Source organism: Konateibacter massiliensis, assembly GCF_900184995.1.
GTDB classification, from domain to species: Bacteria; Bacillota; Clostridia; order Lachnospirales; family Lachnospiraceae; genus Lachnotalea; species Lachnotalea massiliensis.
This window is the reverse complement of sequence record NZ_LT860099.1, coordinates 1,516,208-1,536,930: the sequence shown is the minus strand read 5'-3', so window position 1 is coordinate 1,536,930 and position 20,723 is coordinate 1,516,208. Positions and strand designations below refer to the sequence as shown.

At 40.4% G+C, this 20,723-nt stretch carries 23 protein-coding genes; 22 read left to right on the top strand and 1 reads right to left on the bottom strand.

What is annotated here, in order from left to right:
* Positions 1-4 precede the first annotated feature (4 nt).
* The 3 genes from CTY48_RS12950 to thiI are packed head-to-tail and all read left to right on the top strand — an operon-like array spanning position 5 to position 3,105.
* Positions 5-742 carry a 16S rRNA (uracil(1498)-N(3))-methyltransferase gene (locus tag CTY48_RS12950; RefSeq protein ID WP_099468900.1) on the top strand — a complete coding sequence of 246 codons (738 nt, stop codon included), beginning with the start codon at positions 5-7 and terminating at the stop codon, positions 740-742.
* Positions 743-757: 15 nt separating this feature from the next.
* On the top strand, positions 758-1,912 hold the full coding sequence (locus CTY48_RS12945) for a cysteine desulfurase family protein (protein ID WP_099468899.1): 1,155 nt from the start codon (positions 758-760) through the stop codon (positions 1,910-1,912).
* Positions 1,913-1,926: 14 nt separating this feature from the next.
* Positions 1,927-3,105, top strand: coding sequence for a tRNA uracil 4-sulfurtransferase ThiI (thiI, locus tag CTY48_RS12940; RefSeq protein ID WP_099468898.1), 1,179 nt, complete (start codon positions 1,927-1,929; stop codon positions 3,103-3,105).
* Positions 3,106-3,314: 209 nt separating this feature from the next.
* On the opposite strand, the gene CTY48_RS12935 is transcribed toward thiI, so the two are convergent.
* On the bottom strand, positions 3,315-3,545 hold the full coding sequence (locus tag CTY48_RS12935) for an HPr family phosphocarrier protein (RefSeq protein ID WP_099468897.1): 231 nt from the start codon (positions 3,543-3,545) through the stop codon (positions 3,315-3,317).
* A 252-nt stretch (positions 3,546-3,797) separates the two neighbouring features.
* Here CTY48_RS12935 and mtaB point away from each other — a divergent pair, with 252 nt between their 5' ends.
* The 19 genes from mtaB to CTY48_RS12840 all read left to right on the top strand — a co-directional run bounded on the left by mtaB (position 3,798) and on the right by CTY48_RS12840 (position 20,722).
* Positions 3,798-5,111, top strand: coding sequence for a tRNA (N(6)-L-threonylcarbamoyladenosine(37)-C(2))-methylthiotransferase MtaB (mtaB, locus tag CTY48_RS12930; protein ID WP_099468896.1), 1,314 nt, complete (start codon positions 3,798-3,800; stop codon positions 5,109-5,111).
* 63 nt (positions 5,112-5,174) lie between these two features.
* Positions 5,175-5,438 (top strand): IreB family regulatory phosphoprotein, encoded by a 264-nt coding sequence (locus tag CTY48_RS12925; RefSeq protein ID WP_099468895.1) that lies wholly within the window; start codon positions 5,175-5,177, stop codon positions 5,436-5,438.
* A 7-nt stretch (positions 5,439-5,445) separates the two neighbouring features.
* Complete coding sequence (gene ruvX, locus CTY48_RS12920) at positions 5,446-5,880, top strand: Holliday junction resolvase RuvX (RefSeq protein WP_099468894.1); 435 nt, start codon at positions 5,446-5,448, stop codon at positions 5,878-5,880.
* Positions 5,881-5,915: 35 nt separating this feature from the next.
* Positions 5,916-6,170, top strand: coding sequence for a DUF1292 domain-containing protein (locus CTY48_RS12915; RefSeq protein ID WP_099468893.1), 255 nt, complete (start codon positions 5,916-5,918; stop codon positions 6,168-6,170).
* A 62-nt stretch (positions 6,171-6,232) separates the two neighbouring features.
* Complete coding sequence (locus tag CTY48_RS12910; protein WP_099468892.1) at positions 6,233-6,697, top strand: Fur family transcriptional regulator; 465 nt, start codon at positions 6,233-6,235, stop codon at positions 6,695-6,697.
* Positions 6,698-6,734: 37 nt separating this feature from the next.
* Complete coding sequence (locus CTY48_RS12905; RefSeq protein ID WP_099468891.1) at positions 6,735-8,399, top strand: ribonuclease J; 1,665 nt, start codon at positions 6,735-6,737, stop codon at positions 8,397-8,399.
* A complete protein-coding gene (locus CTY48_RS12900; RefSeq protein ID WP_099468890.1) occupies positions 8,345-8,743 on the top strand; it encodes a YlbF family regulator in 399 nt (132 codons plus the stop codon). Before CTY48_RS12905 ends, CTY48_RS12900 begins: the two co-directional genes overlap by 55 nt.
* A 21-nt stretch (positions 8,744-8,764) precedes the next feature.
* Positions 8,765-9,157: an endolytic transglycosylase MltG gene (locus CTY48_RS12895; RefSeq protein WP_099468889.1), complete on the top strand. Its 393-nt coding sequence runs from the start codon at positions 8,765-8,767 to the stop codon at positions 9,155-9,157.
* The gene (locus tag CTY48_RS12890) at positions 9,154-9,807 is read left to right on the top strand and encodes an O-methyltransferase (RefSeq protein WP_099468888.1); all 654 of its coding nucleotides are present in this window, start codon (positions 9,154-9,156) and stop codon (positions 9,805-9,807) included. The genes CTY48_RS12895 and CTY48_RS12890 overlap by 4 nt, the downstream gene beginning before the upstream one ends.
* Positions 9,804-11,030: a peptidase U32 family protein gene (locus CTY48_RS12885; RefSeq protein ID WP_099468887.1), complete on the top strand. Its 1,227-nt coding sequence runs from the start codon at positions 9,804-9,806 to the stop codon at positions 11,028-11,030. The genes CTY48_RS12890 and CTY48_RS12885 overlap by 4 nt, the downstream gene beginning before the upstream one ends.
* 88 nt (positions 11,031-11,118) lie before the next feature.
* Positions 11,119-11,757 (top strand): RNA polymerase sporulation sigma factor SigK, encoded by a 639-nt coding sequence (gene sigK, locus CTY48_RS12880; RefSeq protein WP_099470157.1) that lies wholly within the window; start codon positions 11,119-11,121, stop codon positions 11,755-11,757.
* Between the two features lie 97 nt (positions 11,758-11,854).
* Complete coding sequence (locus CTY48_RS12875) at positions 11,855-13,402, top strand: YifB family Mg chelatase-like AAA ATPase (RefSeq protein ID WP_099468886.1); 1,548 nt, start codon at positions 11,855-11,857, stop codon at positions 13,400-13,402.
* A 9-nt stretch (positions 13,403-13,411) separates the two neighbouring features.
* Positions 13,412-14,506 carry a DNA-processing protein DprA gene (dprA, locus tag CTY48_RS12870; protein ID WP_099468885.1) on the top strand — a complete coding sequence of 365 codons (1,095 nt, stop codon included), beginning with the start codon at positions 13,412-13,414 and terminating at the stop codon, positions 14,504-14,506.
* Between the two features lie 24 nt (positions 14,507-14,530).
* Positions 14,531-16,606: a type I DNA topoisomerase gene (gene topA, locus CTY48_RS12865; protein ID WP_099468884.1), complete on the top strand. Its 2,076-nt coding sequence runs from the start codon at positions 14,531-14,533 to the stop codon at positions 16,604-16,606.
* A gap of 145 nt (positions 16,607-16,751) precedes the next feature.
* Positions 16,752-17,540, top strand: coding sequence for a GTP-sensing pleiotropic transcriptional regulator CodY (gene codY, locus CTY48_RS12860; protein ID WP_099468883.1), 789 nt, complete (start codon positions 16,752-16,754; stop codon positions 17,538-17,540).
* Positions 17,541-17,877: 337 nt separating this feature from the next.
* The gene (gene flgB, locus CTY48_RS12855; RefSeq protein ID WP_099468882.1) at positions 17,878-18,267 is read left to right on the top strand and encodes a flagellar basal body rod protein FlgB; all 390 of its coding nucleotides are present in this window, start codon (positions 17,878-17,880) and stop codon (positions 18,265-18,267) included.
* A gap of 15 nt (positions 18,268-18,282) precedes the next feature.
* The gene (gene flgC, locus CTY48_RS12850; RefSeq protein WP_099468881.1) at positions 18,283-18,723 is read left to right on the top strand and encodes a flagellar basal body rod protein FlgC; all 441 of its coding nucleotides are present in this window, start codon (positions 18,283-18,285) and stop codon (positions 18,721-18,723) included.
* 12 nt (positions 18,724-18,735) lie between these two features.
* A complete protein-coding gene (gene fliE / locus CTY48_RS12845) occupies positions 18,736-19,050 on the top strand; it encodes a flagellar hook-basal body complex protein FliE (RefSeq protein ID WP_099468880.1) in 315 nt (104 codons plus the stop codon).
* A gap of 70 nt (positions 19,051-19,120) precedes the next feature.
* Positions 19,121-20,722 carry a flagellar M-ring protein FliF C-terminal domain-containing protein gene (locus CTY48_RS12840; protein ID WP_099468879.1) on the top strand — a complete coding sequence of 534 codons (1,602 nt, stop codon included), beginning with the start codon at positions 19,121-19,123 and terminating at the stop codon, positions 20,720-20,722.
* Position 20,723: the final 1 nt, after the last annotated feature.

Sequence of the window (20,723 nt, the reverse complement as noted above, 5' to 3'; positions counted from 1 at the left end):
TGAGATGCATCATTTTTTTGTGAATAAAGAACAGATAGAAGAGTCCTGTATCAGGATAACCGGAAGCGATGTAAACCATATTAAAAACGTGCTTCGTATGAAGAACGGGGAAGAGGTTTTAATCAGCAACGGAGTTGACAAGGACTATTTTTGTGAGATAGAGGAAATCGGAAAAGACGAGGTGCGAGCCAGAATCTTATCCGTAGAGAAAGAGGGAAGGGAACTTCCCTCTAAAATCTATTTATTTCAAGGATTGCCTAAATCCGATAAAATGGAGCTCATCATTCAGAAGGCGGTGGAGCTTGGCGTATATGAAATCATCCCGGTTGCGATGAAAAATTCCGTTGCAAAGCTGGAGCCGAAAAAGGCGGAGAGCAAAATAAAACGGTGGCAGGCGATTGCGGAGAGTGCGGCAAAGCAATCCAAGCGGATTATCATACCAAAAGTAAATTTTTTGATGACTTGGAAAGAAGCTCTTGAATATGCCAAGGATTTTGAGTATAATTTAATACCGTATGAGAATGCGGATAAAATGGCGGAGACGAAAAGCCTGATATCCTCGATACGTCCAAACGCCTCCATCGGGATTTTTATCGGTCCGGAGGGTGGCTTTGATGAAAGGGAGATTGCAAGTGCACTTGCGCTTGATATGAAGACGATTACATTAGGTAAGAGAATACTGAGAACTGAGACAGCAGGGCTTACGGCTCTGTCTGTTATTATGTTTCAGCTTGAAAGTTAGAATTGGAGAAAAGCTTTGGAATGTTATTTGGATAATTCAGCTACCACGAGGTGTTTTGATGAGGTAAGGGATATTGTGGTATCGGCTATGACAGCCGATTACGGAAACCCTTCCTCCATGCACACAAAGGGAGTGGAAGCGGAACGTTATATAAAAAGGGCGAAGGAAACTATCGCTGCTAATATGAAAGTGAATGAGAAGGAATTGTTTTTTACATCCGGCGGGACGGAATCAAACAATCTTGCCATTATCGGAAGTGCCATGGCGAATATGCGTGCAGGAAAGCACCTTATTACGTCATCCATAGAGCACCCATCTGTTCTGAATGCAATGAAATATTTGGAGGAGCAGGGCTTTCGTGTGACCTATCTCCCGGTTGACAAGGACGGTGTGATTTTGCTTGAGGCATTGCGCGAGGCACTTTGTGAGGAGACTATACTTGTCTCTGTCATGTATGTGAACAATGAAATCGGCTCGGTTCAGCCGATTGGGGAAATTGGAACGATTATTAAGGAAAAAAATCCGAATACGCTGTATCATGTAGATGCGATACAGGCATTCGGCAAATATAAAATATATCCGAAAAAACAAAATATTGATATGCTTTCCGTCAGCGGACATAAGATAAACGGTCCGAAGGGAGTCGGCATCTGCTATATCGGCGAAAAGGTGAAAATAAAGCCGATTATGTTCGGCGGCGGCCAGCAGAGAGGCATGCGCTCCGGAACGGAAAATGTACCGGGTGCAGCAGGCATCGGAAAGGCAGTTGAAATCAGCTATGAAAATCTCACGGAAAAGATTGACAGGCTGTATGAGCTAAAACAGTATTTTGTAGATGCGATAAGCAAAATAGAAGGTGTCACGATAAACGGTAAGATTGGAATGGAAAGCGCACCTCATATTGTGAGTGCAAGCTTTGAACAGGTAAGAAGTGAGGTCTTACTGCACGCTTTAGAGAGCCGGGGGATTTATGTGTCGGCAGGCTCGGCATGTGCCTCTAATAAGCCTGCTGTGAGCTCTGTTTTAAAGGCAATCGGTGTGAAGAAAGAACTGCTGGATTCCACGGTTCGATTTAGCCTGTCTTCTGAGACGACAAAGGAAGAATTGAGTTATTGCATAGAAGAACTGAACAATATTTTACCAAAATTAAGATTATATAAAAGACAGTAGTCTGGAGGAAACGGATGTTTAAATCATTTTTAATCAAATACGGAGAAATCGGTATCAAAGGCAAAAACCGCTATATTTTTGAGGATGCGCTCGTAAAACAGATTAAGCATGCTCTAAAAAAGGTGGAGGGCAAATTTGAGGTATCCAAGCAACAGGGAAGAATGTATGTGGAAGTTCTAAGCGAATATGATTATGAGGAGACAATTGCATCTTTGCAAAAGGTGTTTGGTATTGTCGGGATATGCCCGGTTGTCCATGTGGAGGATGAGGGCTTTGATAAGCTTGCCGAGTCCGTTGTTGAATATTTTAAGGAGGCACATCCGACACTTGACATGACATTTAAGGTGAACGCCAGACGTGCCAGAAAAAACTATCCACTTGATTCCATGCAGATTAATTACAGTATAGGAGAAAAGATTTTGCAGGCATTCCCGAATGTGAAGGTGGATGTCCATAAGCCTGATATTCTTTTAAATATTGAGATAAGAGAAAAGATTTACATCTACTCCCAAGTGATACCGGGAGCAGGCGGTATGCCGGTCGGAACGAACGGAAAAGCAATGCTTTTACTCTCCGGTGGAATTGACAGCCCTGTGGCAGGCTATATGGTGTCAAAACGAGGCGTTAAGATTGATGCGGTATATTTCCATGCTCCTCCTTACACAAGCGAGAGAGCGAAGCAGAAGGTGGTTGATCTTGCAAAGCTGGTAGCGGTATATTCCGGTCCGATTCATTTGCATGTTATTAATTTTACAGATATTCAGCTCTATATTTATGAAAAATGCCCGCATGATGAGCTGACCATCATTATGCGAAGATATATGATGAAAATCGCAGAACATATCGCAAAGGAGACTGGCTCCTTGGCACTGATTACAGGAGAGAGCATCGGTCAGGTGGCAAGCCAGACGTTACAGAGTCTTGCTGCGACAAACGAAGTGTGTACAATGCCGGTTATGCGTCCGGTTATCAGCTTCGACAAACAGGATATCGTAGATATTGCGCAGAGGATTAACACGTTTGAGACATCCATTCTTCCTTATGAGGACTGCTGTACGATATTTGTGGCAAAGCATCCGGTTACGAAGCCTAATATTAATATTATCAAGCGTTCCGAGAGAAATCTGGAAGAAAAAATTGAAGAGCTGGTAGCGACGGCACTTGCAACAGACGAAGTTATTATTTGTGAATAGATGAGAGAATAGAACAAAGTGTGAGCTTTGCTCACACTTCGCACACGAACGGATTGCGTAGTGACATCTTCCATTTGCATTCGTGTGCATAATGATATAAAAAAGCAGTTGCTTTGTTGGGCAACTGCTTTGAAATCCATTTTTAAATTTTAAAAATAGAAAACCAATTGATTGGTTTCTATACCATATTGTTGACGAATAAGCTGTGATTAGATTAAATAAGGCTTAAGCACTGCTAATATAGTTTCAATTTCGTCCTCAGCATGAATATTTAAGTCGATTGGCTTTGATAAATCCAAACTGAAAATGCCCATGATAGATTTCGCATCAATTACATATCTTCCTGAAACTAAGTCAAAATCATAATCAAATTTAGTGATTTCGTTAACAAATGATTTTACTTTATCGATAGAATTTAAAGAAATTTGAACTGTTTTCATCTTTAAAACCTCCCTTGTGTTTTGATATACTTATCTTACATTTATGGAAAATAAAAGTCAAGATGCAATTACCAGAAAGATTAGATTTGACGGAATTTTCATGTTTTGAACAAAAATAAAGTGGTAATATGTGCAATCGCGATAAGTTTGAAACAGACTTCACAAGCAATTTACAAATAAATCACAGTTGTTGGACAAAGCGTACAATGGGACAAAAGTAAATTTGTATAAGATTATGAAAAGGAGAACTTTATGAAGAAAGCGGCACTACACAATCTGGGCTGTAAGGTGAATGCCTATGAAACGGAAGCTATGCAGCAGATGCTTCAGCAGAACGGCTATGAGATTGTGGATTTTACAGATAAAGCAGATGTATATATCATTAACACCTGCACGGTTACAAATATAGCAGACAGAAAGTCAAGACAGATGCTCCACAAGGCGAAGAAGATGAATCCGGACGCTGTCGTGGTGGCAACCGGGTGCTATGCCCAAGCCTCCAAAGAGCAGGTCGAGCTGGATAACTGCGTGGATATTATTGTCGGAAATAATAAAAAGAAGGATATTGTTACGATTCTGAATGAATTTGAGAGCAACAAAGAGTTAGAATATGTGATTGACATCAATCACACGGCAGAATATGAAGAACTGGAATTGGAAAGCTCTTTGGAGCACACGAGAGCTATCATTAAGGTACAGGACGGCTGTAACCAGTTTTGCAGCTATTGCATCATTCCGTTTGCGAGAGGAAGAGTGAGAAGCAGGCAGATAGACCATGTCATAAAAGAAGTGGAAAAGCTGGCACAGAAAGGTTTTCAGGAGGTTGTTCTGACCGGAATTCACTTAAGCTCCTATGGTGTCGATTTGGAGGGAGAGGATTTATTATCCCTTATCGTTGCAGTGAATCAAGTGGATGGAATCAAGCGTATCCGTCTGGGTTCTCTGGAGCCTCGTATTATAACAGAAAAATTTGCGAAAACCCTTTCAGAGATGGAGAAAATCTGTCCTCATTTTCATCTTTCCCTGCAAAGTGGCTGTGATGAGACATTGAAACGCATGAACAGAAGATACAGCGCAGAGGAATATTATGAGAAATGCTGTCTGCTTCGCAAATATTTTGATATGCCTGCAATCACAACCGATGTTATCGTCGGATTTCCGGGGGAAACAGAGGAAGAATTTGCGGTGACAAAGGAATATGTGAAGAAGGTTAATTTCTTTGAAATGCATGTCTTTAAATATTCAAAGCGTCAGGGTACAAAGGCGGCAGCAATGGAAAACCAGGTGGACGAGCAAATTAAGGGCACACGAAGCGAGCAGCTTTTAACTATAACAAAAGAACAGTCCAAGGAATATCTGAATAAACAGATTGGAAGAGACTTAGAGGTACTCATAGAAGAAAAGACTACGATTGACGGTGTGGAATATTATGTCGGACACAGCAAGGAATATATAAAATGTGCCGTGTCTTCTGATGAAAATCTGGAGAATAAAATCGTGCAATGTGTAGGCGCAGAGCGGATAGGGCATAATGTTATACTGGCGGAAATGAAAAATATTAAATAATTCATTGAATTTTATGACAAATTATATTAGAATAGGAATATAACGAATTAAGGGCGTGGTAGTATGCAGGATATGAATAATACACAATATTTTAAAGTACAGGCGGAACCGGTAGTACAGGTAAAGGAAGTTCTTGACATCGTGTATCAGGCATTGGTCGAAAAGGGTTATAATCCTGTGAACCAGATTGTCGGGTATATTATGTCAGGCGATCCGACTTATATTACGAGTCATCGCAATGCCAGAAATCTAATTATGAAGGTAGAACGTGACGAGCTTGTGGAAGAGGTCTTAAGAGAATACATTAAGACGAACAAATGGGAATAGGTGAACTATGCGGATAATGGGCTTGGATTACGGCTCTAAGACGGTTGGTGTTGCAATCAGTGATTCTTTGGGCTATACAGCTCAAGGAATTGAAATTGTGCGAAGAAAAGCAGAGAACAAACTGAGACAAACACTGGCGCGTCTGGAAGAATTGATACAGGAATATGAAGTGGAGGAAATCGTACTCGGTTTCCCTAAGAATATGAATAATACCATCGGAGACAGGGCACAGAAGTCTCTTGAATTTAAGGAAATACTGGAAAAACGGACAGGGCTTCCGGTCACAATGTGGGATGAACGGCTGACAACAGTGGAAGCGGACAGAACGATGGCAGAGGGCGAGATAAGAAGAGAAGACAGGAAACTCTATGTGGATAAGCTTGCGGCAGTCTTTATTTTGCAAGGCTATCTGGATTTTTTGTCTAACCAAAAGCAGAATTAGGAAAAATACTGGTTTTGGCATAATTGGAGGAAAGAATGGAAAAAATTGAATTTATGATAGATGATGAGACCGTTGAATTTTTTGTTCTTGAAGAGACAAAAATAAACGGGATTAATTATATCCTCGTAACGGAGGAAGAGGAGGGTGATGCAGACGCCCTGATTTTAAAAGATCTGTCGAACGCGGAGGATGAAGAGGCAGTCTACGAAATTGTGGATGAAGATGAGGAATTGGAATATGTTTCCAAGATTTTCTCGGAGATATTAGAGGACATTGAACTACAAAACTAAGGTAAATACAGCCTATGGCTGATTGATATAGCATTTTATTCTAGTTATGAGAGGTGAAATTAATGTCAGTTGACAAGGATGGGTTCAAGGAATTACTAAGACAAAAAGGCTTAAAAGTGACAACACAAAGAGTTAGGGTTCTTGAAGTATTATCCAATTCACCTGACAAGCATTTAACGGCAGAAGAAATATACGAATTAATAAAAGTGGATTTTCCGGAAATCGGATTAGCCACAGTATATAGAACAATTCAGCTTTTACTAGAGCTTCACTTGATTGACCGTATCAATTTAGATGATGGTTTTGTTCGTTATGAGATAAACAGTCATGGCGACGATTCGAATAAACACCATCATCATCATCTTATCTGTGTCAAGTGCGGGAAAGTACTTTCCTTTGAAGATGATTTATTGGACGAGTTGGAGGCGAGAATCATGGATTCTGTTTCCTTTCAGGTATTGGATCATGAAGTAAAGCTTTATGGACATTGCAAGGATTGTCTGGCAGAGAAAAACGAATCAGAATAATGTGCGGAAAAATTTAAATACTTGGAGGTATAATTGATTGAAAAACATTAACAACTCAAAATTGAAAATCATTCCGTTGGGCGGATTAGAGCAAATAGGAATGAACATTACTGCCTTTGAATTCGAGGACAGTATTATTGTTGTGGACTGCGGTCTGTCATTTCCGGAGGATGATATGCTCGGAATTGACTTGGTAATACCAGATGTGACCTATTTAAAGGACAACATTGATAAGGTGAAAGGCTTTGTCATCACGCACGGACACGAGGATCATATCGGTGCATTGCCGTATGTATTGAAGAATATTAATATTCCGATTTATACGACGAAGTTGACGATGGGAATTATTGAAAATAAGCTGAAAGAGCACGGACTTATGAAGTCCACAAGAAGAAAAGTGGTAAAACACGGACAGTCTATCAATCTGGGCGCGTTCCGTATTGAGTTTATCAAGACAAATCATAGTATTGCGGATGCTTCAGCTCTTGCAATTTATTCACCGGCAGGAACGGTTGTTCACACAGGTGACTTTAAAGTAGATTACACACCTGTTTTTGGTGATGTAATTGATTTACAGAGATTTGGAGAAATCGGTAAAAAAGGTGTGCTTGCACTGATGTGCGACAGTACCAACGCGGAGAGACCTGGCTTTACTATGTCTGAGAAGACAGTAGGAAAGACATTTGATAATATTTTTGCAGAAAATAAAAATTCCAGAATTATTGTAGCTACCTTTGCGTCTAACGTAGACAGAGTGCAGCAGATTATTAACTCTGCATATAAATATGGCAGAAAAGTTGTTGTAGAGGGAAGAAGTATGGTAAGCATCATCGGCATTGCAACAGAGCTTGGCTATATTAATATTCCGGACAACACTTTAATTGATATTGAACAGATGAAAAATTATCCTGATGAGCAGACGGTGCTTGTCACAACTGGTAGTCAGGGTGAGTCAATGGCAGCGCTTTCCAGAATAGCAGCGCATATTCATAAAAAAGTTGCAATTAAGCCGGGAGATACCGTAATTTTCAGCTCTAACCCTATTCCGGGTAATGAGAAGGCAGTATCGAAGGTAATCAATGAGTTATCCAGAAGCGGAGCCAAGGTAATCTTTCAGGATACCCACGTTTCAGGACATGCGTGTCAGGAGGAAATAAAGCTGATTTACTCCCTTGTACGCCCGAAATATGCGATTCCGGTTCATGGTGAATACAGACATTTACAGGCTCATGCCGAAGTGGCAAAGAGCATTGGAATACCGAAGGAAAATGTTTTTATCCTGCAGTCAGGAGATGTATTAGAGCTTAATGAAGAAACCGTTGGCGTAACAGGAAAAGTTCAGACGGGAGCAATTTTTGTGGACGGACTTGGCGTAGGCGATGTCGGAAATATTGTACTTCGTGACAGACAGCACCTGGCAGAGGATGGCATTATGATTGTAGTATTGACCTTGGAGAGATACAGCAATCAGGTGCTGGCGGGACCGGATATTGTATCCAGAGGCTTTGTGTATGTAAGAGAATCAGAAGGACTTATGGAAGAAGCAAGACAGGTAGTGAGTGACGCGCTTGACAGCTGTATCAGTAAAAATGTCTCAGACTGGGGCAAGATAAAGAATACGGTTAAGGATTCTTTGAGTGATTATATATGGAAGAAGACAAAGAGAAATCCGATGATTTTACCGATTATCATGGAAGTATAGGTGATGTGATGAATCAAGTTTTACAATGTACCGACAGCTTGGCAGACGCGATTGTAAAAAGTGAAGAATACAGGGCGTATAATGAGGCGAAAGAAGCCATTCATGGAAACACGGAGCTTGCGATACGGTTGAATGAGTATCGCTTGCGAAGTTTTCAACTGCAAAGCTACACGGATACCGAGGACTATTTTGATGAACTAGATATGTTGGAGCAGGAATTTGCCGATATGAAAAAGGACGAGAAGGTGATGGACTTTTTGGCGGCAGAGCTGAAACTGTGTAAAATGATACAGGAAATTAATATGACCATAGTGAAACTTGTAGATTTGGAGCTTAAGTTTTGACGGCAATAAGGCGGTGTGGAAATGAGTGCAAAGAAGGTAGCAGGGACAATCATAAGTGTATCAATAGAAGTTATTTTTGCGGCATTGATTATTATATTGATTTATAATGGTGGCCTAAAGGCTTATTCCTTTGGCTTTTCCGTCTTTGCAGAGCAGCCGATGTCGTCAGAGCCGGGCAGAGATATTAACGTGTCAATCGATAGCGGTCTTTCTACCTATGAATTGGGAGAACTGCTGGAGGAAAAAGGCTTGATTCATGATGCGAAGGTGTTTTATGTGCAGATGAAGCTAACGGGTGTCAGTGGTGATGTAATTGCGGGAAGATATACGCTTAATACGTCGATGACGGTGGAGCAGATTATCCAGACCATTACAACGGAGCCTGAGGAGAGCGAAGAAGAGGAAGACCAGTGATAGTAGACGAGAGAATAAGGGCGTATATTAACTCGCTGGATTCGGGAAATACGCCTTTGCTTGATGAGATAGAACAAGAGGCAATCAAAAGTTATGTGCCGATTATAAGAAAAGAAATGCAAAGCCTTTTAAAGGTGCTGTTGGCGATGAAAAATCCAAAGAACATCCTAGAGGTTGGGACTGCGGTCGGTTTTTCGGCAATTCTCATGGGAGAATACACGGACGCTTCCTGCAATATTACAACAATAGAAAAATATGAGAAGCGGATTCCGATTGCGAAAGAGAATTTTAAACGGGCAAATATGACGGATAAGATAACACTTCTGGAAGGGGATGCACAAGAAATTATGTCTTCCTTAAACGGGCAGTACGACATGATTTTTATGGATGCAGCGAAGGCGCAGTATATTAATTTTCTCCCCGAGGTAAAAAGACTTCTTGCAGACGGTGGTGTTCTGATTTCTGATAATGTGATGCAGGACGGAGATATTATAGAGTCCCGTTATGCTGTGACAAGAAGAAATAGAACCATTCACACAAGAATGCGGGAATATTTATATGAATTGACCCATTCCGAAGATTTTGATACGACGATATTGCCGATCGGTGATGGAGTCACAATTAGTGTATTTAGAAAGAGGCAAAGATGAAACATCCAGAATTACTTGTACCTGCAAGCAGCCTTGAGGTACTGAAAATAGCTGTAACGTTTGGGGCAGATGCCGTTTATATCGGCGGGGAAGCTTTTGGACTTCGTGCCAAGGCAAAGAACTTTTCCAAGGAAGACATGAGAGCGGGAATTGAATTTGCTCATGCACACAATGTAAAGGTATATGTGACAGCGAATATCATAGGTCATAATACAGATTTAGAGGGCGTGGAAGAATATTTTAAGGAGTTAGGAGAAATGAAGCCTGATGCGGTTATTATTTCGGATCCGGGTATTTTTTCTATCGCTCAAGAGGTATTGCCTGATATGGAAATCCATATCAGTACGCAGGCGAACAATACAAATTACAAAACATATCAGTTCTGGAATAAGCTTGGTGCAAAGCGCGTTGTGAGTGCGAGAGAGCTTTCACTTGCGGAAATCAAGGAGATACGAGAGAATATTCCGGAGGATATGGAGATTGAAAGCTTTATTCACGGAGCAATGTGTATTTCCTACTCAGGCAGATGTCTGTTAAGCAGTTTTTTTACAGGCAGAGATGCAAACCGAGGAGAATGTACTCATCCGTGCCGCTGGAAATATTCCGTTGTGGAGGAAAAAAGACCGGGAGAATACTTCCCTGTCTATGAAGATGACAGGGGAACCTACATTTTTAATTCAAAGGATTTGTGTATGATAGAGCATATTCCCGAGATGTTGAGTGCGGGAATTGACAGCCTCAAAATCGAGGGCAGAATGAAAACAGCTCTCTATGTGGCAACGGTTGCAAGAACATATCGAAAAGCAATTGATGACTATCTGGAGTCCCCTGATAAATACAAGGAAAACATGCCTTGGTATCTAGAGGAAATTGGAAAGTGTACTTACCGAAAGTTTACAACAGGCTTTTTCTTTGGAAAACCGACAGAGGAGACGCAGATTTACGACAACAATGTCTATGTAAAAGAATATACTTATCTCGGTATTGTAGGGCAGAAGAACGAGCAGGGGCTTTATCGGATTGAGCAACGCAATAAATTCAGTGTAGGCGATTCGATTGAGGTTATGAAACCAAACGGCGAGAACATCAGTGTGGTTGTAAAGCGAATGGTAGATGAGGAAGGGCAGGAAGTAGAAAGTGCACCTCATCCAAAGCAGGTTCTTTTTATTGATTTAGGCATAGAGCTTGATGAATTTGATATTTTGAGAGTAAAGGAAGAATAGAGTCTAGGCTCTATTCTTTTTTTATGGAAAGGCACAAAGGCCGGGCATGAAACATAGAATATAACAAAGAATGCCCGAGGTGCTTCAGTTGAGAACCTTTCCCATGCCATTGAGTGCAGATGAAGAAAAACAGTATTTGGAACGAGTAAAGGAAGGGGACATAGAGGCAAGAAATATTCTTATTGAAAGAAATTTGAGGTTAGTTGCACATATTGTCAAGAAATACAGCTTTATGGAAGAGGAAATAGAGGACATGATTTCAATCGGCACGATTGGGCTTATCAAAGCGGTTTCTACGTTTGATAATGCGAAGGGAAACCGTCTTGCCACATATGCAGCAAGGTGTATTGATAACGAGCTTCTCATGCTCCTTCGAACAAAGAAAAAAACAGCCAAGGACGTTTCGCTCTATGAGCCGATTGGGATGAGTAAAGAGGGCGATGAAATCAGTCTCTTAGATGTCGTGGAAGCAAATTCACTCAGTGTATATGACGAGGTGGATTTAAAACAGGATATTGAAATTTTATATAAGATCGTTGAGAACAGTTTGAAACCGAGAGAAAAGCTCGTTGTCGAACTTCGATATGGCTTATACAATAATAAAGAGTACACGCAACATGAAATTGCCAAGTATTTAGGAATATCCCGCTCCTATGTTTCGAGAATTGAAAAAAATGCGCTGAATCAAATAAAAAAGGCTTTTGAAAAATACAATTATATGCTATGATTATATGCATATAGAAACCAGTCTGGTTTCGTTGAAAGGGCGGCGTTCGCTGCTTGAATTTCCAAGATACAGTTGAATAAAGGAAGGAGTATACACTATGTTTAGTACGGTTATGTCAGCATGCGTGACTGGTATGGAGAGCAATCTTGTTTACGTGGAGGCAGATGTGAGCAATGGTATGCCTCAATTTGAAATGGTAGGTTACTTATCCGGTGAAGTGAAGGAAGCAAAGGAAAGAGTACGGGCGGCAATTCGAAATACCGGAATTCAAATGCCGCCTAAGCGGATAACGATTAATCTGTCTCCGGCAGACTTGAGAAAGTCAGGGTCCCTCTTTGATTTAGCGATTGCAGGGGCGCTTCTTGCGGCACTGGGAGTTATTGACGGAGGAAACCTAGAGAATATTCTAATTGTAGGCGAGATGAGCTTAAATGGAGAGATAAAGCCTGTAAAAGGGGTGCTTCCGATGGCGTTTGCGGCACAGAGGTATGAATGTAAGAGATTTATTGTGCCGAAAGCAAACGCAAAGGAGGCGGCGGTTGTAAAAGAATTAGAGGTAATCGGGGTAGAAACACTAGGAGATTTCATTGCCTTTATGAAAAATCAGAAAAAATTTGAAAAAGAATCAATCAATATAGAAGAGATATTTCACAAGCAAAATGAATTGTATACAATAGACTTTCGAGAGATAAACGGTCAGATACCTGCGAAGCGGGCGAGCGAGATTGCCTCTGCCGGAATGCACAATATTCTGTACATAGGGCCTCCCGGCTCGGGCAAAACTATGCTTGCAAAACGTCTTCCCACCATTCTTCCTCCTATCTCTTTGGAGGAGAGCATCGAAATTACAAAAATCTTAAGTATATCCGGTGATTTAAATCATGAATTTCCCTTAGTTATACAAAGGCCGTTTCGAAATCCGCATCATACAATTACAAAGACGGCTCTCATAGGCGGCAGTGCATCTGTAAAACCGGGTGAGGTAAGCCTTTCCCACAGGGGTATACTCTTCTTGGACGAGCTGCCTGAATTTAACAAATCCGTGCTGGAAAGTTTGAGACAGCCATTGGAGGACAAGCGGGTAAACATTTCAAAAGCAACCCGCAGTTACCAGTTCCCTTCGAATGTCATGCTTGCAGCCGCAATGAATCCGTGCGCCTGCGGATACTATCCTGATATGAATAAATGTCGCTGTACCGAGACCAATGTACTTCACTATTTAAACCGAATAAGCGGCCCTTTTTTGGACAGAATTGATATTTGTATTGAAATGCCGCAGATGAAATACGAGGAGCTGATTCCGATATCAAAGGGCGGAGGGCAAAATGAAAGCTCTAAAACAATTCGGGAGAGAGTCATAAGGGCACATCAAAGGCAGGCAAAGAGGTATGAAGGAACGGATATATTTTTCAACTCCAATCTGACAGGAGCTCAGATACATGAGTATTGCAGATTGTCAAAAGAGGTGCAGGCGTATGCAAAGAAAATTTTTAACAAGCTGGATTTAAGTGCTCGCGTCTATCATAGAATATTAAAGGTGGCACGTACCATTGCTGATCTTGAAGGTGCGAAGGAGATTGAGATCTCCCATATTGGGGAAGCACTCTGCTATAAAACGATGGATAAAAAATATTGGAAAAGATGAGGAAAAAGTATGACAGAGGAAGAAAGTTTTTATTGGCTCTGCCAGATACCGGGTATTTATCGGAGAAAGCTTAAAAAATTAATAGCACTGTATCAATCTCCCAAGCATATTTATGAGATGGCCAAGAAGGAGATAAGAAATATAAGTATTCTGACCGAAGAGGAGCAAAATGCTTTGATTATTGCAAAAGACAGCGGTGAAATTCTGGAGAATTATCATAAATTGCAAGAACAAAAAATAAAGTTTATCAGTTGCAATCATCCGAAGTATCCGGCAAGGCTTCGGAGTATTCCTGATTATCCGATATGTTTATATATAAAAGGGAATTTGCCGCAAGACAAGCCGTCAGTAGCAATTGTCGGCGCAAGAAATTGCAGTAATTACGGGAAAGAAATTGCATTGTCGTTTGCGAGGGAGATGGCACGAAATGATATTCTCATTATAAGCGGACTGGCAAGGGGGATTGATGAATATGGACATCGAGGAGCACTTTTAGCAGGCGGTGAGACAGTAGGGGTTCTCGGCTGTGGTGTAAATGTGGTATATCCGAGGGAGAATAAGCAGCTTTATGAGGAGATGCTTCAAAGGGGAGGGGTGATATCGGAATACGGGGTTCAAACTCAGCCTCGCCCGATGTTTTTTCCGGAAAGAAATCGAATCATAAGCGGACTGGCAGATATTATAATAGTAGTGGAAGCGCGAGAGAAGAGCGGATCGCTTATCACAGCGGACTTTGCACTCGAGCAGGGAAGGGATGTTTTTGCTGTCTCCGGGAGGGTGACAGATGAGCTGAGCAAGGGCTGTAACTGGCTTATCAGCCAAGGTGCGTCGATTTTATATTCACCGTTTCAGGTCATGGAAGAATTGGGGATAAAATATGAAAAAAATGAAAAGTTATTAAAAAAAAGTAATAATTTACTTGAAAGAAAAGAAAATATGTTGTATAGTGGTCTAGATTTGAACCCCAAAAGTCTGGAAGAAATTTTATACAGCGTTGATTTAACATATTCGGAGATTATGATGACATTAGTGGACTTGGAAATAAAAGGGTTAATTAGAGAAACGTCAAAAAATTATTATGTGAGAATAGAGCAGCAACCATAAGTAGGTTAATGGAGGAAGTATATTATGGCTAAGTATTTAGTTATTGTGGAATCACCTGCAAAGGTTAAGACAATAAAGAAGTTTTTGGGAGCAAATTATCAGGTAGCGGCATCAAACGGGCATGTAAGAGATTTGCCGAAGAGCCAGTTGGGCATTGATGTGGAGCATGATTATGAGCCAAAATATATTACAATACGTGGGAAGGGTGATATATTAGCAAACCTCAGAAAGGAGGCAAAGAAAGCAGATAAGGTTTATCTCGCAACGGACCCCGACCGTGAGGGGGAGGCGATTTCATGGCATCTGTCTAAGGCATTAAAGCTGTCTGACGATAAAATGTATCGTATCAGCTTCAATGAGATTACTCAGAATGCAGTGAAGGCATCGATTAAAGAGGCACGTGATATTGATATGGACTTGGTAGATGCGCAGCAGGCGAGAAGAATGCTGGATCGAATTGTGGGATACCGTATCAGCCCGCTTTTGTGGGCAAAGGTAAAGAGGGGCTTGAGTGCAGGAAGAGTTCAGTCGGTGGCTCTTCGAATTATCTGCGACAGAGAAGAAGAAATCAATGCATTTATACCGGAGGAATACTGGTCTTTGGAGGCTGATTTTAAGTTGAAGGGTGAAAAGAAGCCTTTGACTGCGAAATTTTACGGGGACAGTAACGGAAAAATCAACATTAATTCGAAAGAAGAGTTGGATGAAATACTAAAGAAGCTGGAAAATGCCAAGTTTAAGATTGCAAGTGTGAAAAAGGGAGAGAGAATCAAAAAGGCTCCTTTGCCGTTTACAACCAGTACCTTGCAGCAGGAGGCTTCCAAAAAGCTTAATTTTTCCACGCAAAAAACGATGCGACTGGCGCAGCAGCTGTATGAAGGTGTCGATATCAAAGGCAGCGGTACAGTTGGTATTATTACATACCTGCGTACGGACTCCACCAGAATTGCCGATGAAGCCGACAAAACGGCAAGAGAATACATCAGAGAAACCTATGGAGAAGAATACGCGGCAAAAGAAGAGAAGAGTACCCAGAAGGGGAAGAAAATACAGGACGCCCACGAAGCAATCCGTCCTACGGAGATTACAAGACTTCCGAATGATATTAAGGATTCCTTATCTAGAGACCAGTTTAGATTGTATCAGCTTATATGGAAGAGGTTTACTGCGAGCAGAATGCAGGCGGCAAAATATGAGACAATCACAATCAAAATTGAGGGGAATGGGTATGTGTTTACAGTAGCGACCTCAAAAATAGCATTTGAAGGCTTTATGTCGGTTTATATTCAGGAAGAGGATGAAAAAGAGGAAAGCAATGTACTGTTAAATAACGTGGATGAAAGTACGGCTATTTCCTTGAAAGAGTACGATTCAAAACAGCACTTCACACAGCCGCCGGCTCATTATACGGAAGCAGCATTGGTAAAGACATTGGAAGAGCTTGGCATCGGAAGACCGAGTACTTATGCGCCTACGATAACGACAATCATTGCCAGACGATATGTTGCCAAGGAGAATAAAAATCTCTATGTGACAGAGCTGGGCGAGGTTGTTAACTCCATTATGAAAGCAGCATTTCCAAGTATTGTGGATGTAAACTTTACGGCTAATTTTGAAATGCTTCTGGATAAGGTGGAAGAGGGCAGCGTAGATTGGAAGACCGTAATCAGTAATTTTTATCCGGATTTAGATGAGGCTGTTTTGAATGCGGAAAAGGAACTTGGAGAATATAAAATAGAAGATGAAGTTACCGATGTAATCTGTGAAATGTGCGGCAGAAACATGGTAATTAAATATGGTCCTCACGGAAGGTTTCTTGCATGTCCTGGCTTCCCTGACTGCAGAAATACAAAGCCATATCTGGAGAAGATAGGTGTATCTTGCCCGAAATGCGGCAAGGATATCGTACTTCGAAAGACGAAAAAGGGAAGAAAGTATTATGGCTGCGAGGATAATCCGGCTTGTGATTTCATGTCATGGCAGAAACCGTCTAAAATCAGCTGTAAGCAATGCGGCGGTATCATGGTAGAAAAGGGAAACAAGCTGGTATGTATTGACGAGCAGTGCGGATATGTGGAAGAGAAGAAAAAAGAGGAATAAGTGTGAAAGTTTTGCAATGAGGATTGCTTTTGCATAATGTGTGTGATAAAATAAGAAATAGACAAAAATTGAATAAAAATTAATGACAATTGAATAAGATATATAATTATTTCATTGCTTATAAAAGCAAAGGAGGCACAAAAAGGTGAGCGTACAATTATTAGACAAAACGAGAAAGATAAATAAGCTTTTGCATAACAACAGTACTTCAAAAGTGGTATTTAATGATATTTGCGATGTCTTAACAGAAATCTTAAAGTCAAATATTCTCGTTATCAGCAAAAAAGGAAAAGTACTAGGGATTAGTATCTGCGATGGTGTAGATGAAATTAAAGAACTCATTGAAGATGAAGTAGGAGGCTATATTGATCCGCTTTTAAATGAAAGGCTTCTCGGAGTTTTATCGACGAAGGAAAATGTCAATCTGGAGACCTTGGGGTTTGTGTTTGATGATGTGAAGAAATATGAGGCAATTATAACACCGATTGATATTGCAGGAGAACGTTTAGGAACGTTATTTATTTACAAGAGTGATGCAAGCTATGAAATTGATGATATTATCTTAAGTGAGTATGGAACAACAGTTGTCGGATTGGAAATGATGCGTTCTGTGAACGAGGAGAATGCGGAAGAGACGAGAAAGGTACAGATTGTAAAATCGGCAATCAGCACACTTTCATTCTCAGAGCTGGAAGCAATCACCCACATCTTTGATGAACTCGACGGCAAGGAAGGCATTCTTGTTGCAAGCAAGATTGCAGACAGAGTCGGCATTACAAGATCGGTTATTGTCAACGCACTTCGCAAGTTCGAAAGTGCAGGCGTAATTGAATCTAGATCATCAGGAATGAAGGGAACCTATATTAAGGTTTTGAATGATGTGATTTTTGATGAGTTGGAAGAGATTAAGAAAAATAAAATGAAAAAAGCATAATAATAAGGCGTATGCAGAAAAAGCATATGCCTTTTTTATTTATATATATAGTCTGATATTATAATAGGAAGAAGTTCCTAGTTTTGTACTATGGCAGTAAATTCCATTTGTCGTCAAATGTTACGAAAATATTACATCTGTTTACAATTAGTTTATAAAGTCGAGAAAATAAATAAAACGTTGGTACTTAAGTCATGAAAAACGTTGAAAATTAGCTGAAATATTCGAAAAAAATAAAAAAAAACACATTTTTAGCTTGTAAAATTTGCAGGATATTTTATAATTAAGTAAGATTGTGATTCGTATGTGATAATAAAGTGTAGAAGGAGTGAAAAATATGATTGGTTCAGATGCGTTTAATTATATAAACATTTTGGATAAGGCGGCGGATGCTGCTTGGATACGAAATGACGTTATAGCAAATAACATAGCAAATGCAACAACACCAAATTATAAGAGGCAGGATGTAAAATTTGAAGATGTTTTGGAACGTGAGTTGACCGGGGCACGGTCGGTTTCGTTGAGTAAAAAGGTTGCCAATGTGTCCATAGATAACTTGGATGCACAGATTTACACAGATTCGGCGGGGTACTCATATAGGGTAGATGGTAACAACGTGGATATCAGTACAGAGAATGTAGAGCTGGCGGCGAACCAGATTAAGTATAATATGCTGACAGATATCATCAATAATGATTTTAAGTCGTTGCAAAACGTAATGAAATAACGGGGGAGGAAAAATATGTCTATTTTTAGTTCATTTGATATTAATGCATCCGGTATGACGGCGGAGAGACTCAGACTGGATGTTATATCTCAAAATATCGCAAATTCAAGTACAACAAGGACGGAGGACGGAACTCCTTATCGCAGAAAGGTGGTTACGTTCGAAGAAAAAAAGAGTACGGCGTTCTCAAATATTTTATCTAACGCTCATAGCCAGTACACAGGAAGCGGTGTAAAGGTTAGTTCTATCTCAGAAGATACCACAAGTGATTTCGTAAAAAAATATGATCCATCCCACCCGGATGCAGATGAAGATGGATATGTGTCATATCCTAACGTGAACACCGTTACGGAAATGACTAACATGATCGATGCAAGCAGGGCATATGAGGCAAATGTAACTGCTTTTAATACGAGTAAAAGCATTGCATTAAAGGGGCTTGAAATAGGAAAATAAGGAGGATAGAAAATGAGTAATATAGCAGCAATCAGCAGTATTAATTCAGATTTGGTGAAAAATACAGCGCTTAGCGGTACTGTTTCAAATACAGACAATAATAATTTTGGCACATTTTTGCAGTCAGCAGTAGATTTGATTAACGAGACAAACCAATTACAGCAGGATTATAATGCAGAGAAATTAAATGTGGCATTGGGGTATAGTGATAACACACATGATTTGACAATTGCACAAAGTAAGGCGTCAACTGCAATGCAGTATACCATTGCAGTTAGAGATAGGTTTATTGAAGCCTACAAAGAGATAATGAATATTCAAATATAAGATTGAGGGGAAATATATAATAGCTCTTTGCAAGCTATATTTCTACATAAAAAGGGTTAGGAGATAACTGATGGAAGAAAGACTGAAAGGTATACTAAACAAAGTAGTGGCATTTTGGAATAAGTATACTGCTAAACAGAAAGCTACAATCATTAGCGTCAGTGCAATTGTAATATTTACTTTGATAATTTTAGGATTTGTTCTCACAAGACCGACAATGGTTACATTGATTACTGCGGAATCTACCAAGGAAGCTGCGGAGGTGAAGGATATCCTGGAGAGTGAAGGGATTTCGATGGAGATTTCTTCAGACGGAAAGGTTATATCTGTAAATAAGAAAGATATTGCAAATGCAACAATTTTGTTAGGTGAAAACAGTATACCGGCAGACGGCTATTCGATTACGGATGCCTTAAGCGGTGGTTTCAGCACAACAGAAGCAGACAAAGAAAAAAAATATAAATTATACTTAGAGTCAAAGCTGGAAAAAACGCTTGAGACGATGGATGGCGTAAAGGAAGCGTCTGTAAGCCTGACAATACCTGAAAATGACGGAACAATAATCACGCAGGAGCAGGATACTTATGCAAGCGTATTATTGACATTAAGCAGTGAATTGTCGAGCGACGCACCGACCGTAATGGCGAAATATGTTGCAACCGGAGTTGGAAACAAGACAACGGAAAGTATTGTTATCATTGATTCTAACGGTAAATTATTATTCTCCGGCGGAGACGAAGACAGTACGGTGGGAAATGCAGGAAGCCAGTTTGAAGTAAAAAATCAGGCAGAGGCAGTTGTTAAAAAGCAAGTAAAAGATGTTATGCTTGGCACGAACGTATATGACAATATTGAGGTGGCACCAAATCTTGATATCAGCTTTGATGTGGTAAGTGAAACAGAGCAGACTTATACGCCGGCAGAAGGGCAGGAGCAGGGACTGCTGAGCCATGAAGAGATATATGAAAATGAGACAAGCGGCGGAACAGCAGGTGTACCTGGAACGGACTCCAATTCAAATACTACATATGTGATTGAAGGAAGCGATACATCCACAAGTGCAACAACACAAACTTCGAGGGATTACACTCCTAATCAGAAGGTTACAAATACCCAATATGCACCGGGCAGTGTGAATTATGATAGTTCGTCCGTCTCGGTTGTGGCTACAAATTATATTGTCTACAATGAAGATGATATGAAAGCACAAGGCAAGTTAGATGGGACTACATTTGCTGAATTTATGGCGGCGAATGATGTGAAGACGAAGACGACAGTAGATCAGGATTTCTACACAATGGTGTCAACAGCGACGGGAATAGCAGAAGCAAATATTTCGATTGTTGCCTATGATGTTCCGCTTTTCCAGCCGTCAACGGGTTCCGGAAGAAGCTGGTCAGATTATCTGATGATTGCTCTTATCCTATTAATTCTTGGTTTGCTTGGATTTGTAATATTTAAGAGTACAAGACCGATTGAGGTATTGGAGACAGAACCGGAATTATCCGTGGAAGCTTTGCTTGCGTCAACAAAAGAGACAACGACACCTCTTGATGATATTGACTTCAATGAGAAATCGGATGCAAGAAAACTTATTGAAAAATTTGTTGATGAAAATCCAGCCGCAGTGGCGCAATTGCTGCGTAATTGGCTGAATGAAGATTGGGAGTGAT

Coding starts and splice junctions, on each gene's coding strand:
- CTY48_RS12950 (WP_099468900.1), top strand. CDS start 5: ATGCATCATTTTTTTGTGAATAAAGAACAGATAGAAGAGTCCTGTATC.
- thiI (WP_099468898.1), top strand. CDS start 1,927: ATGTTTAAATCATTTTTAATCAAATACGGAGAAATCGGTATCAAAGGC.
- CTY48_RS12935 (WP_099468897.1), bottom strand. CDS start 3,545: ATGAAAACAGTTCAAATTTCTTTAAATTCTATCGATAAAGTAAAATCA.
- mtaB (WP_099468896.1), top strand. CDS start 3,798: ATGAAGAAAGCGGCACTACACAATCTGGGCTGTAAGGTGAATGCCTAT.
- CTY48_RS12925 (WP_099468895.1), top strand. CDS start 5,175: ATGCAGGATATGAATAATACACAATATTTTAAAGTACAGGCGGAACCG.
- ruvX (WP_099468894.1), top strand. CDS start 5,446: ATGCGGATAATGGGCTTGGATTACGGCTCTAAGACGGTTGGTGTTGCA.
- CTY48_RS12915 (WP_099468893.1), top strand. CDS start 5,916: ATGGAAAAAATTGAATTTATGATAGATGATGAGACCGTTGAATTTTTT.
- CTY48_RS12910 (WP_099468892.1), top strand. CDS start 6,233: ATGTCAGTTGACAAGGATGGGTTCAAGGAATTACTAAGACAAAAAGGC.
- CTY48_RS12900 (WP_099468890.1), top strand. CDS start 8,345: ATGGAAGAAGACAAAGAGAAATCCGATGATTTTACCGATTATCATGGA.
- CTY48_RS12895 (WP_099468889.1), top strand. CDS start 8,765: ATGAGTGCAAAGAAGGTAGCAGGGACAATCATAAGTGTATCAATAGAA.
- CTY48_RS12885 (WP_099468887.1), top strand. CDS start 9,804: ATGAAACATCCAGAATTACTTGTACCTGCAAGCAGCCTTGAGGTACTG.
- CTY48_RS12875 (WP_099468886.1), top strand. CDS start 11,855: ATGTTTAGTACGGTTATGTCAGCATGCGTGACTGGTATGGAGAGCAAT.
- dprA (WP_099468885.1), top strand. CDS start 13,412: ATGACAGAGGAAGAAAGTTTTTATTGGCTCTGCCAGATACCGGGTATT.
- topA (WP_099468884.1), top strand. CDS start 14,531: ATGGCTAAGTATTTAGTTATTGTGGAATCACCTGCAAAGGTTAAGACA.
- flgB (WP_099468882.1), top strand. CDS start 17,878: ATGATTGGTTCAGATGCGTTTAATTATATAAACATTTTGGATAAGGCG.
- flgC (WP_099468881.1), top strand. CDS start 18,283: ATGTCTATTTTTAGTTCATTTGATATTAATGCATCCGGTATGACGGCG.
- fliE (WP_099468880.1), top strand. CDS start 18,736: ATGAGTAATATAGCAGCAATCAGCAGTATTAATTCAGATTTGGTGAAA.
- CTY48_RS12840 (WP_099468879.1), top strand. CDS start 19,121: ATGGAAGAAAGACTGAAAGGTATACTAAACAAAGTAGTGGCATTTTGG.